Genomic DNA, 14,503 nt, shown 5'->3' on the forward strand with positions numbered 1-14,503 from the left:
GAAGCTGGCCGCGCTTTCCACCATCGGCGTCCCCCGTGCCCAGGCCGCGGCCACGCCCAACTCAACGCACTCGATCCGCAACTCGGAGTCTACCACCATGGATAATGTCATCATCATCGGCGGCAGCTTTGCCGGCCTTGCCGCCGCCCTTCAGCTCGGCCGTGCCCGTCGCAAAGTCACCGTTCTCGATACCGGCCTGCCACGCAATCGCTTCGCCGGTCGCTCGCACGGAGTGCTTGGCCACGATCACAAGCCGCCATCGGACATCCTGACCGAGGCGCGGCAGCAACTGGCGCGTTATCCCGCAATCAGGCTGGTTAATGCCCGGGCCGACAGCATTTCCGGTACTATCGACAATTTCTCCGTCCTCACCGGCGATGGCGAGAGCCTTGGAGCGCGCCGCCTGATCCTGAGCTATGGCGTTGTCGACAAGATGCCTGATGTTCCGGGCTTTGCCGAAAGCTGGGGCACATCCATCATCCCATGCCCCTATTGCGACGGCTTCGAAGTCGCGGGCCAGCATTGGGGCCTCGTCTGGTCCGGCCCGCAGTCGATGAATCAGGTCAGGCTGTTCCACGATTGGACCGACAGGCTGACGGTCTTTGCCGATGGTCACGACATCGCACCCGACATCCGGGCCGATCTGGCGGGCCGAAAGGTACCTGTCGTTGATGGCCGGATCACCGAAATCGCCCGTCATGGGGACCACAATGCAACTATCAAGCTCGATACCGGCCCCGATGTCGCAGTCGATATTCTGTTCGCGCATCCGCGCAACAAGCCGTCCGCAAGCCTGCATGAAACACTCGGGCTTGACACGGTCAATACGCCAACCGGCATCGCTATCAAGACCGACGAGCGCCGCGAAACCAGCATTCCCGGCATCTATGCCGCCGGCGACCTCGCCAACCCCGGAATCCCCTCGGTCACCACGGCAACATGGCAAGGCGCGATGGCCGGTATCTTCGCGCAGCAGTCGATGCTGGTTTGAGAGCACAGATCGGAGGGACGAGCATGGCCGTCGAACCAGATAGCGCGGGTGTGCGCTTCCCTCCGCCACTCATTTATCTGGGAGCGCTGCTGCTGGGACTGTTGGCGGAGCGGTTCGTCAGCCTGCGCTCTTTCGGCATCGACTGGCGGTTGCTGACCACGACGGGCGTGCTGCTTTTCGTTGCCGGCGTGGCGATGATGCTTGCGGCGGCCGGTTTGTTCCGGCGGCTTGGCACCAACGCTCCACCGACGCAGCCGACGACCCTAATCGTAAAGACAGGTCCCTATCGCTGGACTCGCAATCCCATGTATCTTGCAATGGCGCTCATCTATGCCGGCCTTGCGATCGGCTTCGACGGGCCGATCGCCCTGACCTTGCTCCCGTTGGTGCTGATCATCATCCAGACGCAGGTGATCGCCCGCGAAGAGCGCTATCTCGAAGCAAAGTTTGGCGACGAATACCGCCGCTACAAGGTGGAGGTTCGCCGCTGGCTCTGACTATTCCGCCGCTCCCTTGGAGGCATTTGACAAACCAGCGTTGGCTTACTTGCCGCGAGATATCAATCACGGAAGGTCGCGGGCCGGTGTCAAAGACCGACTGGTCGCCTGCCCGCCCGACTGCTCCTGAAAAGGCTGACACATATGGATTTTGAACACGTCACCTTCGATCTGCCACACGGCACCTTCCACGCGTTGCAGGGGGGCGACCCCGATGGCCAGCCGACGATTGTCTTGCACGGCTTCCCGGACCATCCGCCGACCGCGAAGCCCTTCCTTGCCGAGCTCGGCCGCCGGGGGCGTCACATCGTTGCACCCTGGCTTCGCGGTTATGCGCCGTCCCCGACCGCGGGGCCGTTCGACTTTGCAGCCCTCACCAGCGACGTGCTCGCGCTGATCGACCGCTGGTCTCCGGGGCGACCCGTGGAGCTGATTGGCCACGATTGGGGCGCCCTGATCACATATGATACCTGCATCACTGCACCGGAGCGAATTGCTCGCGCGGTCGCGCTCTCGATCCCTCACCCGCTCACTTTCATGAGCAGACTGACGCACCCTGCTCAGTTGCGCCGGAGCTGGTACATGGGGCTCTTCCAACTGCCAGGAAGCGGCTGGATCGCCACGGCCCGCGATCTGGCGCTCATCGATCACCTCTGGCGTCAGTGGTCGCCCGGCCTCTCGCTTGATCCTGCTCTCAAGGCGGAACTACACGAGCACCTGCGGGCGAGTATGCCCGCGCCTCTAAAATACTACCGGGCGATGATGCGACCCGGCATGCTTGGGGCGACACGCCGCATGTCTCGCCCGATCGCGGTGCCCATGTTGCAGCTTCACGGTGCCAACGACGGCTGCATCCTCCCAGCAGAGGTTGATGACCGACATCGGTTCGCCGCGCAGCGCACGAGGGAGGTCGTCCCCGACGTCGGTCACTTCCTGCACATCGAGGCCCCCGAGGCGATTGCGGAACGGATTGCGGCATGGGCCAAGTAGGGGCCTTTCAGCCCTGCAAAAACACTCGAACGAAGCTCCTCGACGACGGGAACTGACCGGACTGGCGCACGGGGCACAAAAGGAACGTCCATGCCTCTCAAGAGTAAAAAAAGGAAGTGATCCTCATGAATACGACTAATCCTGGCGTCGCCTTGGTGACCGGCGCGTCCTCTGGCATCGGTCTCGCCACTGCCAAAGCCTTGCAGATTGCGGGCTTTCGGGTGTTCGGAACCAGCCGCCGCGCCGTGGCGGAGAGTTCAGACGGTATCACTATGCTGACCTGTGACGTTACCGACGATGAGTCCGTGGCAAGATTGGCCGAGCGGGTCCTGGCTGAGGCCGGCCGCATCGATCTCCTTGTCAACAATGCCGGCAGTGGTCTGTTCGGCGCCGCAGAGGAGTCCTCGACGGTCCAGGCGCAGGCGCTGTTCGACGTGAATGTCTTCGGCGTTCTACGCATGACCAGGGCGGTGCTACCGGCCATGCGCCATCAGAGGACAGGCAGAATCATCAATGTGAGTTCAGTGCTGGGCTTGATCCCGGCTCCCTATTCCGCCGTTTATGCGTCGACCAAGCATGCCATTGAAGGCTATTCCGAATCGCTTGACCACGAACTTCGCACCTTTGGCATTCGCGTTGTGTTGGTCGAGCCCGCCTTTACAAGGACGGCATTTGAAGAAAGCCTTGCTAGACCGGACCAATTGCTTGACGTCTATGACGCCGCGCGCGCCAGCATGAATGTAATCAACAAAAAAGCGATAGAAACCGGCGACGCCCCCGACGTCGTCGCCAGGACGATTGTCGAAGCGGCGAGCGCAGTCGTTCCAAAGAGGCGCTACGCGGCGGGAAAAATGGCGCGACGGATCAGTCTCCTGCGCCGTTTCGTCCCCGAGTTCGCATTCGACAAGAGCCTGCGAAAACAGTTCGGGTTGCCGATCTGACGACGAGAAACATCCTGCACATCGAGGCCCGCCGAGGCCTTTTCCGAACGGATTGTGGCATGGGCCGACTAGCGGATCGCTCGTCCAGGCCGAAGTCAGTACCGTCCCCAAAGTCAGCCTACTCCGTAGCTTTCGCAAAAATCCCAACAAAAGTTGGAATTTTACGCCTGAGTTTTGCATCGCGCATTTCTGCGCCGCTACTCACGCGGCGATTTTGCTGAAATCTATCCGGCTGTCCAGATCAAGGTCGAACCGGCCGTAAGGGTTGACGTGTGCATAGATCAACGGTGTGAGACCGCGATAATCTTCCGGTGCCATACGGCCGTGCCAGGCTGGTTCGGCAAGCACGGTTTGCAGCATGCGCGTGTTCACATAGACGAGCGATGCCTGAAGGAGGTGTAGCGCCAGTGCCGATACCTCCTGCTCATCAACTCGGTTGGTCGCCATTTCTCCGCCCTTGCCGAAGAAGACAAAACCGTTGGCGCTGTTCCAGTTTTCAACTACGTTGAGGCCTTCGTGAATTTCCCGGCGGAAGGCTTCCTGCCGCAGATAGCGGCATAAAAAGATCGTTTTGACTGCCCGACCGAGTTCATTCAGTGCCTTGTAGGTTGGATGCATGACTTCCCCCCGCGCGAAGCGGCGCAGGATTGCCTCTGGATCGGCGGTGCGCGTCTGCATGGCAGCGGCATATTTGACCATCTCGTCATATTGCTGCTCGATCTCCTCCCAGTTGATCGGATTGGAAAGGATCGGAAGCAGGTTCGGCAATCTTGCCTTAAAGGCAGCGTCTGGCAATGCCAGCTTCTGCCGGGCTATGGCTTTCAGGCGCGGGGCGAGCTCAAATCCGAGTAATCGGCAAAAGGCGAAACCAACGGCGCTTTGCCCGTGGCTATCGACATATTGCCGCTGGATTTCCAGATCAGTGCAATGGCGAAGAACACCTTCGATCATCGATGCAACTTCCGACGACGAGCACCGCTTGAGCTGGGAATAGACGCAGGTGGCTCGCTTTTCGACATGCCAGTAGATCATGACGCCGCGCCCGCCATAGCGGGCGTGCCACTCGGTCATCAGGTTGCGATCCCAGGCCCCGAACTTCGTGGAATCCGATGCGCAGGCCGTTCCGGCGTCTCCCCAGACCGCTGCATTGCGAATTGCAAGCGTGGCATTGGCAACCCGAGCGCAGGCGTCCCGCAATGCGCCCGCGTGAATGAAGCGGCGATGCACGTGCAGAAGTTCCTCGTAGCTGGCATCGGTGGTGGCACCGGCCACCCGCTTCAGACCGGCATTGGTGCCGAGGCCATAGAGGCAAAGAAGCAATCGCTGATCCAGAACAGCCTTCGGCAATGCAACGCGGGAGGCCGAGGTCTCGAACGCATCGAGAAGCCCGGTGTCGAGCGCCGCCTCCTTCAAAACATCAAGCAGGCCCGTCATCGGCCAGCGCTGACTGATTTCTGATTTTATGGCTGCCAGCCCTTTCGGCTCCGGCGCTGGCTTGAACGGCGTGATCGATATCCGGTTTTCGCCGCGCCAGAGGATTCTCACCTTCTCGTTTCGTGGCATTGTTTCGTTCAGAAGCAGCAACTCGTGTTCCAGCTCCTTGCGAACCATTGCCACAAATTCGCATGCGTCCTGTGTCAGGTTCAGCTTGGAATAATAAGAGGAGCGTCGAGCCGCAAAATCCTTCGGCAGATCATCATCGGGATTGCGGTATCGGTCCGCGCCGACAACCCAGATTTCCTTGGACCGGATGCATTCCCGCAGTTGGGTCAGGACGCAGAGTTCATAACTGATCCGGTTGACGCGACCATTTCCATCGATGACAGAACTGCGCCACTTTGCCGGGATCACACCGTCTATCGGCACTTCGTTCTGCGGCACGAACCGGCACCCGTCCTCCAGCCTTGCCTTGATCCAGTCGAGGGCGGACAAAACTGGTCGCCAAACCGCATTGTTCGACCGGAACTCCAGCACGGAAAGCAGGCTTGGTAGCATCCGGCGATAATGATTGGCCCATGAATTGCGCATGACTGCATAGATGCGGCGGTCAAGCGCACCCTTGGCACTGCTTTCCTTGATGATCGCCGCCAGCTTTTCCTTGCCGACAACCGGAAAGATGACATCGCAGATGCGACCGTTCGGATCGTCAATCGATGCGGTTGCAATGTCGACGAGCAGCCGTTCCTTGCCATAGACCCGTTCGACATCCTTGGCGATGTCACCCACCACCTTCCGTTTCGACCGGGTTGTGATCTTGTGCACCGTTTCCACAAGTAGTTCGACCATTGCATCGGTCATCGCCGTTTCCCGCGCCATCAGATACACCGCATAAAGCGCGAGCTGGCGGGTTTGCGTGTGACGGCGCATCTCCGATGCCTTTTCGCCGGAAACCCGGCGGGCAACATGCTCAATCCACGCCGGGTTGATGGTTGAAAGCATATCCCGTGGGAGGTTCAGTTTCCGGATGAACGCCAGCCGGGCGGTCACCTCCAGAATGTTGTCGAGCGTTGCTCGCCCCGCATCGGCCTTCATCGCATTGAAACCCGTCGGCCCTTCCGCATCAGCCAGGGAGCTTTCCATCGCTGCAACAGACTCCGGCGGTAGCGCGACGCCCACCTCATAAAACCAGCCGTCCAGATATTGTTGCCGTTGCGAACGAACAAGCCGTTCAAGCTCCTTGGCAGACGGACCATAGATATTGCGATCCCGGCACCAAAGAAACACCGCTTCAAGCATGGCGCTGACGGATTGTCCGGACGGGCAAAGTTCGCCGATAATCCAGAAGGACAGCATTTCCCGGTCCACTCGCGTCATGCGGCGATATCCAAGATACTGTAAAATCTCGGCGCAATGCCGACGAGCAGTTCTCCCGGCGAAATCATAATCGGACAGTTCGTCGGCTGGGACGCCGATCTGCTCGGCCAGGTATTCGGCAGCATCGTTCGGGACCAGTGTGCCATCATCAGCGAAAAAACCGCGAGCGCTGAAAAACTTCAACTGCGCGGCCAAGCCAAGCCTCGTCGCGGCTGGTTTGGAATTGATGAAATCAATGTCGGCGAAGCTCAAACTCCATCGGCCGACAAAATCCGAACTGGAAATACCCGTACTCATTAAAACGCTCCTCAAATTAGAGCGCAATGTCATGAGCGGACGCTTCTCCGGTCAATCCCGCAAGCTACGTTCCCACAACGTTCTTCGAGTTGGCCAAAATCGCAGCTTCGGGCCGACTGGGCCATATCGGTCGGGCTGTCTGCTGACGGAAACAATGCGATCGGATTCATCCCTTTTGATCCGTCGGCAACACCGAGTTCCCACGGCACCCACTTGCTCTCTTTGCTATTTTTGCTTGTTAGAAGGACGAAGCGCTTCGTCTGCTTAATGCGCGTTTTCAACAGCGCGGCAGTTTTGGCCGTTGTATACGGCGGCATTTCTGGGTCCTTCTCGTCCGTGTAAACAAGCGCTCCGTGATTTTCGAGTACGATTGTTGCTCCAACGACTAGATCCTCATCTTTGCTGGAGTGCGAGAGAAATGTGGAGCCATTTAACGAGCGAGACGAGGCACTTCTTCGGATTACTTGCTGTTCAGTCAGTGTCTTTTGGGCTGCAAACGAACGAAGTTCGGCTCTGGTAACAAACTCAGGCAACTGTACATCCTTTTAAGGAATTCATTTTTGCTGACGAGCGATGATTTTCTCAACGATCGCCAACAGCGCGTCGTTCGTTTTTGTTTCATCGCTCAAGGCGGCGAGCTCATCATCGGTAGGCCGTCTGGCGTCCGCCCCCGTGGAAGGCCAATGGCTGCCGCGCAACGTTTCGGCAATCTCCTTTGCTGCGCCGCCGGTAGACCCAACAGGGAGCAAAAACACGCCTGCTGCCTTGGCCTTCTCAAATTCCTCAAGCACACCATCGGCAACAACGGCGCTTCCGCCTGACATTTTCGAGCCTCCGAGAAAAACCACAGTCCCGGAGTTCCGCGCAAGCTCAGCGCGATGGGCCGACCATAGTGCTTTATCGGTGGTGTCTCCTGGTGCGGGCTGCGGAAACGGCCTTGAAACAAGCCTTTGATCAATATCCCACCCACCATCCGCGCGAAGTGCTTCGAGGAAACCTGAAATAGACGCAGACCCAACGAGCACACCCGACCCAGTGACCAGACTCAGTCCATTAGCTCCAATTATCCGGCCAATCGCTTCGGAGAGCCGATATAGCGTGGCAGCTTTAGCGTCCCCCGCTTCAATAGGCCAACTCCCGCTCACCCAGATCCTGTGCTTGGCAACTCGTCGCTCTACCTGCTTTAAAAGGGCCGGGACCTCGTCATAGTCATCGATCTCAACTGCGATCAGACCGTAACGCTGGAGATCCTTGGCCCATAAAGCATGCTGTGCCGCCCGCGCTTTGTATTCGTCTGGATTCTTAAAATCATCAGCTTTCGGTGGCCTCACGATAGCGAAATGTTCTGGTGGAGCGTCAGAAAAGCTCTCTCTTATCATGGAGAGAACATGCCGAACGTTGGGATCCGTAAGGCTCAGCCCAACAAACAGCATCGACATTCCGGTGAGATGAGCTTGCAGCAGTGGAAGGAAAGCCCCACGCTTCGAACGATAGAGCTCATAGTCATCGGTCGAGATGACGATATCGTCGAGTCGATCGACTGAGCCATGCATTTTATAAAGGCGGACTGCCCCAGCTTTGGCCTTCAGGGAAAGGTCTTTAGAACCAGACACAACATCTACCGGTCGCCGGATCGCTTCAAACGCTCGTTCGACGAGCCTATCGTAGTTTGTTGTCCAGATATGGCGAACCGGAAGGCGCGCTATAATCTCAAGTGCTTCAGGCACCGGTAGATCTTTGCCGATTTCCGTCTTGATCACATTACGAACGCGCGTTGCACCCCCGCTTTCTCGGATGTGCCACTGCGCGAGTGCTGCCAGATCGTAGATGTCGCCTGAACTCAGGCCAAGTTCTTCTCCGATCTCACGAAGCAATGATGACCATGACGGATATCCAGCCGCCATCGAAACGCCTGCGCCAAGAAACACTGCACCAGTGCCCTCATGGAGGGATGTAGGAAACTCCTTGAGGAAGCGTGTTTTTCCTGAGCGCACAACCATTTCAACGACCTGCTGCGGTTGCGGCGGCCTCGATCCAAGCTGCTATGTTGTTGTATCCATCATCCCGAACCCAATCGTAGGTCCGGTAAAGGCTGCTAAACGGAACCTTTCGACCAGCCTGCGTAATTTCCCAATAAGACAGCGGGTTTTTACCCTGTACATCACCACCTAGCTGCGGATGCTTCACATTGTGGATATCGATCGCGAGAATGCCTTTTTTCAACTCATAGCTTCGCTTGATTTCGTGTCGTACCCACGGCCGATCGTATGTCTCGGCACCAAACAGGACGACCGTTACAGAGGTTCCTCGAAGCTGTTCCTCGATCCAATTTTCGATGCCGCCGGCCCGCTTCTTCACGGATTCAAATTCCGCCTTGTCGTAAAACGGAGGGGCATCACCAGATGCCCTAACTACCCAAGAATCTCTGACCTGGACGACTCTATGGACGTCCCGGTCATAGTGAAAACTAAAAAATACCTTTCGCGCCATTCCTGCCCCCTTCTCACATCCCAGAAATATGGTTGCTTCAGGATATACCCGCAAGGGTTGGTCACACTCGGACTTAAACGTTTTCTCCGATTTTTTTTGTGATTCCAATCCTCTGATCGCGAGCTTATTCAAGTCCAAGCTATCCATTGCAAACCACCGAAGCATGTGACTCTACTTTATCGGTAAAAGGGGCTTCCTATGAACGAGAGCTATTGGCTGCTTGCGATAAAATTGTATGTTTCATTGGCTGGCTTCACCGCTTTACCCGTGATCTGGACAGTTTTTTCAAACGTTCCACTAAACAAAGCTGGGCCGCATTTCGATGTTTCTCCGCATTTCACTGATGCTGAAAAGCTCTTGCTCCAACAGCACTACGAACGGATCCGGGGAACGTTGAGCTTTTGGAAAACCCAGGCCGAGAGATACAAGCGTGCCCATTTCTACTGCCTCTCGTGGACGATTCCATCGTCGGTAATCGTGCCCGTCCTCGCGCAAGCGACTGACACTGATGCATATTCAAAGTGGCTGATTACGGTCGTATCGGCATTTTCAGCAATCCTTCTTGCATTGCATCGAGCGTTCAAGGTCTCCGACAACTACCGCGCATATCGAGAAGGTGAGTCAATGTTCTACGACACCTACCGAAGGATGCTCGATCGCCCCGAAACTTTCGGTGACGCGAGCACCAGGGTGGAGAGGTATTTTGCAGAAGTCGAAGAACTGAGGAAATTCATTAGAAACACTGAAACAGATAACACACCTTCACTTGATCAGACTAAAAGCCAGAAAGCAGAAGACTCTGGTTAGTAGAGGCCGGCAATGCGAGATGCCGGCGTAGCTGTCGATCCTCAGGCCCATGGACCAGATTGAGGACATTGCATCTAAAGTTTCAAGTCGGCCCAACCATTGAAAGCGCAACTCGAGGCGTTGTTACGGCTTTAGCTCGCGAGAGCACTGCAATTGGATAGGTAATAGTTAGGGACAGAGAGGGACGCAGCAGCGAATGAGAGAGCAGATCGACGAGCCTGAAATTCCGTCCACCATGCCGGACATCGCGGTCACGGTGCTCGGCTTCGATAATGAATATGCCGCAGAATGCTTGCGGCTCGGCACGAGGGATCTAGTATACGAGATCGGCCGTTATATCGACATCAGCACACTCGACGGCATCACGGTTGCGGTCGATTACGATGCGGCGCTTAGGGGGCTCGATCGCGGTATCGAAGGGCTTCGTCCCGAAGAACGCACCAATGACAAGGGGTTGGTCGGCGTAGGCAAGTCAGTGGTCGTCAGGCGTGATGAGCAGTTCCGGACACATATCGTGCTTCTGGCAGATTTGGTCTGCGTCCTTGCGTTTGCCGAGGAGGATCGTAACATCGACGATCTTCGCACGGCGCTGGCGATCATCTCCCATGAATGCGCCCATGTCGAAGAACACGCGGATCGCGACCGCCAGTTCCCTGGTGTCCTGCTCGGCTACAGAGCGACGGACTATGTCGGCAAGCTAGAGCAGCAATTCGCGGAATCTTTCTGGGGCGAATATGCGGTATGCCGTGCCTCTGCACCCTGGGCACGGAATCAGGAAACGCGTTATCGGGAAAATGTCGCGACCCGGCTCACCGGTGCGCGAAGCAGGGCGCGTGATGCTATCCGTTCTTACCGTTTGCATGGCGACGTCGAACGGGTATTGCAGGAGGCGGGCGCAGCGCTTCTGGAGCCATTGCGGATGGCATCCTACCTGTTCGGCCATCTCGACGGCATAGCCGAAGAAGAACTGCCTGATATCGCCGCAGAGCTGGTCGGTGCTGATGCCGCGATCGCTGCGGCCATTACCGAACTCGTTCCGCAGATGCGGTCCCTTTGGGACCGACGCGGCGAATGGGAAAGCTATGACGGGTTGATAGCGCTGGGCCGAACAGCGTTCAGGCTCATCCATGCGTGCGGTGTCCATGTGACGCCGCAGGCAAACGGAAGCGCCTATATCAATGTGCCTTTCACTGCCGACACGATGCCGGCGGGTGCGACGCAAGCCGATCTCTACCGCCTGATGATGGGAGGCAGGTAGCAGAAGAACGGTGATGCACATGCAGCGGAGGATGGAACGGCCGGCACATACGGCCCGCTCACCTCTTTCCCTTCGCACCCCTTACCAGCTCCGGTCTTTCGGCTCGCTTTTTCCGGCGGACGCGTCGTAAGATCGCTTGAACCTGCCGATGGCAAATGACTAGTCAGCGCATCGCACTGCAGGGGATACGTCACCGCTTTCTCGCAGCCTATGCGACCGTCGGTACGGGCGAGCACCGGAAAGGAAATCACCTGCCATGACCCTCAAGGCTGCCATCGAGCAACGTTATCCGCATAATGGCGGTCGTGTACCCGCCATGCGTGAACGGATCATCGAGGTGGCTCAGGCCTATCTCGATGCGGGGCAGGGGGATGTCAACGCGCTGCAACGCCTCTGCTCGACCGACGAATTCATGTACTGGCAGCAATTGTCGGAAGTGCTGCTGGGATACCAGCTCGGCGAAGCCGGCATCACCTTCACACATCAGGCCGCGGGACCGGATTTCCTGATCGAGCGCGAAGGCAGGCGGATCTGGGTCGAAGTTATCACACCGACCCCCACGGGGATTCCGGCCAATTGGCTGGCACCCGCTGAGATCAACGGTGTCAGGGATTTCCCGCATGAGCAGATCCTGCTGCGATGGACGGCCGCGATCAAGCAGAAGGCGGAAGTGCTGCTGGGTCAGCGCGGACAGCATGCCGGCTATTTGGGGGGCGGCATTGTCGGCGCCGACGATTGCTACGTCATTGCGGTCAATGCCCGTCTGCTGCGCGGCTATGGCGGCACGTTCACCGAATTGACTGGCATTAGCCAATGGCCGTTCGCCGTGGAAGCGACACTTGCGATCGGGCCGCTTCAGGTCCGCATCAACCGCGACACGCTAGAATCCTCAGAACCCGAGCACCAGCAACGTTACGTCATCCATAAGCCGGTGGGGCAGCCAGTCCCTGCCGACACCTTCCTCGATGAGCGCTTTGCGCCGATCAGCGCGATATGGGCAGCGGATATCGATGAGATGACGCTGCTCGACCGTCCGGCAAGCATGGTGGTCGTGCATAACCCGCGCGCGACGCATACCCTCCCGCTCGGGCTCTTGCCGGCGCAGGAGGAATACAGGGCTGCCGTGCTGGATGACGAGCACTACCAGCTCGAACGCATACAAGGCATTAGCGCTCAAGCGCAGGAGATCTCCGTTACGGTTGAACCATAACTCCTTCCTGGCCGGAGAAGGAGAGCGGTATGAAAGCCGCTCTCGCTTCGCATCAGGCATTGATCCGACCGAGGCGGGATGCTTCCGACATGTAAGCGGACAAAGTCTGCTTGGCCTCGAAATGAAGGTCACGTTTGATCTTCAGGCCGAACGGACCACTGATGCTACTCAGCTCGGCAATACTGACCGTTCCAAGCTCGGGATATCCCATGCCAAGGTCGCACAAGCCGAACGCATGGTCCGGCTCATCCGGATCGATCTCCGAGAGCAGCCAAGTCGCGCCACCCCATGGGGTGAAAAGCTTGATGACCGGTGAGAAATCGATCTCGCTTTTAGTGCCCTTGAGGGGCTGCTGCTGGCGACCATTCGCCAGCAGGCTTTGGTGAAGAGTTTCATCGCCGCCTCCCTATGCGTCTGCTTTGGGATCGCGAAGGACGATGCGGCCGTTCATCGGGACCGCCTCAGCACCAGCGTTCCGCCGTCGCCTTCTTCATGGGCGAAGAAGGCGCCCATCTTGGTACAGTAGCCCTTTCGGCCTTCGCCTTTACTTTCGCTGACCACGTAGGCGTGGAAGCTCGGCGCTTTCGGCTCTTGCTTGCGGTTTTGTTTGTTTTTGAGGTTCATCGTAAAACTCCTTGGTTGATGGGTTGTGTGTCCTGTTGGACGGTTCCCGATCGGTACGGAGCAAAGGACGGCATGTCCCCAACACTGGAGACTTGGAACGCGGCGAATGGAGCGGGCAGGAGGAGGACAAGGCGTCCGGCCGTGCCAGAACCAGGTCCTGCTTCAGGATAACGACTCGAGCATGGGGGAGGCGAAGAACTCACGGACCTAAAGGCAGAGAGCGCAAGAACGGGAGTGCCAACCCGTCGGTAAGCGGGTAGCTAGACCAAGGGGCGTGAGGAACGGCTTTGTTACTTGTGCAACGGATAACGAAATACTGGTTTTGCTTGGGGGCCTCTGATAATTTTTCGCACGTTAAACGCGAGAACCCCATTTCCGTCAGGAGCATGTGCGCGTGGATGCTGTGAGTGAAAAAACCTATGCCGGAATGCTGGTAGGCAATGTCGGCGAACCGATCAGGTTGAAGGAACTCAATCTGGCCGGGGTTTCTGCTGCGCCCGCAAAAGGAGGAGACACGGCGCAAATCTGGACCCGGATGTCGCTCACGTCCGATGAGCTGATGTTCCACACAATAGCAGAGAGCATCAGCGGCGTGTTGATCCACGCGGCTCAGGAGAACGGTGCTGGTATCAGGCCGGACAGGGTTGATATGCTGCTTTTGGTCATCAAGCCGGATAACTCGGCAGAGCTATGGGCGGATACGGCGGCCGTCACGATGCACGCTATGCTAAACCGATCGGTCCAGGGCGGCGCTTTCATTTTTGATAGTGACGTTACTGATGTCGTTGGCATGTGGTTTCCAAGGGTCGATATCACGGACGAGGACCGGATACTCTGCCTGTTCCGGACGAAATGGAGCTTTGCGTTGTTCTTCGACCTGCACCGCGAACATCCGCTCGACATCGAAGCTGCACAACGCGATTTAGGCACATTGCACCGACGGCTCTATTATCGTCACCTCTACGAGATGGTCGAAAACGAGCTGAATATGCAGCGGCTGGCCAAAAGCGGCTGGTTCCCGTTCGCGGAAATCATCAGCCGCGAATTCGCGGAGATCGCAAACCATTCCAATGCGGAATTTGACCTGACCGAGCTGGAGGGAAAAATCCTCGCCTCCTTCGATGATGCACGTATTGAGAAGATCTTCAGCCGCTGGATGGTGAAGCCCGCATTTCAGGATAAGGAAAAAATCCTGCGGCCGGCGATCGACGCATTCAAGCGCGGCGAACCCGTCATTGTGCTCAAGACGCTGCTGACCGAGATAGAAGGCGTGCTGCAATCGGCTCATCGGCGTAAACACGGAAAGAGCGCAGCGAACCTCAAAGCGCTTTTTGCCTTTGCGACCGCATCGGCGGAGGAACGCGCGGGCACGGGAGATTCATTGCTGTTTCCGGCGAGCTTCGTCGAGTATCTGAAGGCCCATACCTTCGATCATTTCGATCCGGATGCGGTCGGTGATACGGCATCGCGCCACGCAGTCGGTCATGGTGCGGCGGGAGCGGACAGCTACACGCAGATCCGCGCGCTGCAAGCCATCCTGACGCTCGATCAATTCGCGTTTTACTTTTAAATCTGGGAAATCCT

14 protein-coding genes are annotated in these 14,503 nt (G+C 57.6%); 8 read left to right on the forward strand and 6 right to left on the reverse strand.

Features of this window, described 5'->3' with window-relative positions; translation table 11 throughout:
• The first annotated feature begins 97 nt into the window (after positions 1 to 97).
• From L867_RS0115195 to L867_RS0115210, 4 genes are all read left to right on the forward strand, one after another.
• A complete protein-coding gene (locus tag L867_RS0115195; protein ID WP_028737686.1) occupies positions 98 to 991 on the forward strand; it encodes an NAD(P)/FAD-dependent oxidoreductase in 894 nt (297 codons plus the stop codon).
• Positions 992 to 1,014: 23 nt separating this feature from the next.
• Complete coding sequence (locus L867_RS0115200; protein WP_028737687.1) at positions 1,015 to 1,488, forward strand: methyltransferase family protein; 474 nt, start codon at positions 1,015 to 1,017, stop codon at positions 1,486 to 1,488.
• 144 nt (positions 1,489 to 1,632) lie between these two features.
• The gene (locus L867_RS0115205; RefSeq protein WP_028737688.1) at positions 1,633 to 2,478 is read left to right on the forward strand and encodes an alpha/beta fold hydrolase; all 846 of its coding nucleotides are present in this window, start codon (positions 1,633 to 1,635) and stop codon (positions 2,476 to 2,478) included.
• 125 nt (positions 2,479 to 2,603) lie between these two features.
• Positions 2,604 to 3,419, forward strand: a complete 816-nt coding sequence (locus L867_RS0115210; RefSeq protein WP_028737689.1) for an oxidoreductase — start codon at positions 2,604 to 2,606, stop codon at positions 3,417 to 3,419.
• A 201-nt stretch (positions 3,420 to 3,620) separates the two neighbouring features.
• On the opposite strand, the gene L867_RS0115215 is transcribed toward L867_RS0115210, so the two are convergent.
• From L867_RS0115215 to L867_RS0115225, 4 genes are read right to left on the reverse strand one after another with little or no spacing between them, the layout of a single operon-like run.
• Positions 3,621 to 6,530 (reverse strand): Tn3 family transposase, encoded by a 2,910-nt coding sequence (locus L867_RS0115215; RefSeq protein ID WP_028737690.1) that lies wholly within the window; start codon positions 6,528 to 6,530, stop codon positions 3,621 to 3,623.
• 29 nt (positions 6,531 to 6,559) lie between these two features.
• Positions 6,560 to 7,063 carry a toll/interleukin-1 receptor domain-containing protein gene (locus tag L867_RS27440; RefSeq protein ID WP_169734088.1) on the reverse strand — a complete coding sequence of 168 codons (504 nt, stop codon included), beginning with the start codon at positions 7,061 to 7,063 and terminating at the stop codon, positions 6,560 to 6,562.
• A gap of 21 nt (positions 7,064 to 7,084) precedes the next feature.
• Positions 7,085 to 8,530: an SIR2 family protein gene (locus L867_RS0115220; protein WP_028737691.1), complete on the reverse strand. Its 1,446-nt coding sequence runs from the start codon at positions 8,528 to 8,530 to the stop codon at positions 7,085 to 7,087.
• Between the two features lies 1 nt (position 8,531).
• Positions 8,532 to 9,152, reverse strand: coding sequence for a TIR domain-containing protein (locus L867_RS0115225; RefSeq protein ID WP_232363940.1), 621 nt, complete (start codon positions 9,150 to 9,152; stop codon positions 8,532 to 8,534).
• 66 nt (positions 9,153 to 9,218) lie between these two features.
• Here L867_RS0115225 and L867_RS25400 point away from each other — a divergent pair, with 66 nt between their 5' ends.
• The 3 genes from L867_RS25400 (at position 9,219) to L867_RS0115240 (ending at position 12,295) form a co-directional block, all read left to right on the forward strand.
• Complete coding sequence (locus tag L867_RS25400; protein WP_028737693.1) at positions 9,219 to 9,827, forward strand: DUF4231 domain-containing protein; 609 nt, start codon at positions 9,219 to 9,221, stop codon at positions 9,825 to 9,827.
• A gap of 196 nt (positions 9,828 to 10,023) precedes the next feature.
• Entirely contained in the window at positions 10,024 to 11,085 is a 1,062-nt protein-coding gene (locus L867_RS27995) for a hypothetical protein (RefSeq protein WP_232363941.1), read from the forward strand.
• Between the two features lie 256 nt (positions 11,086 to 11,341).
• Complete coding sequence (locus L867_RS0115240; protein WP_028737694.1) at positions 11,342 to 12,295, forward strand: hypothetical protein; 954 nt, start codon at positions 11,342 to 11,344, stop codon at positions 12,293 to 12,295.
• 52 nt (positions 12,296 to 12,347) lie between these two features.
• On the opposite strand, the gene L867_RS25415 is transcribed toward L867_RS0115240, so the two are convergent.
• Together L867_RS25415 and L867_RS27445 are read right to left on the reverse strand one after the other, a co-directional pair.
• Entirely contained in the window at positions 12,348 to 12,671 is a 324-nt protein-coding gene (locus L867_RS25415; protein ID WP_051439009.1) for a DUF2958 domain-containing protein, read from the reverse strand.
• A gap of 71 nt (positions 12,672 to 12,742) precedes the next feature.
• Positions 12,743 to 12,919: a hypothetical protein gene (locus L867_RS27445; RefSeq protein WP_156951570.1), complete on the reverse strand. Its 177-nt coding sequence runs from the start codon at positions 12,917 to 12,919 to the stop codon at positions 12,743 to 12,745.
• Positions 12,920 to 13,313: 394 nt separating this feature from the next.
• Here L867_RS27445 and L867_RS27820 point away from each other — a divergent pair, with 394 nt between their 5' ends.
• Entirely contained in the window at positions 13,314 to 14,489 is a 1,176-nt protein-coding gene (locus L867_RS27820; protein ID WP_210163643.1) for a hypothetical protein, read from the forward strand.
• Positions 14,490 to 14,503: the final 14 nt, after the last annotated feature.

This window comes from Paenirhizobium selenitireducens ATCC BAA-1503 (assembly GCF_000518785.1).
In the GTDB taxonomy this organism is placed as follows: Bacteria; Pseudomonadota; Alphaproteobacteria; order Rhizobiales; family Rhizobiaceae; genus Allorhizobium; species Allorhizobium selenitireducens.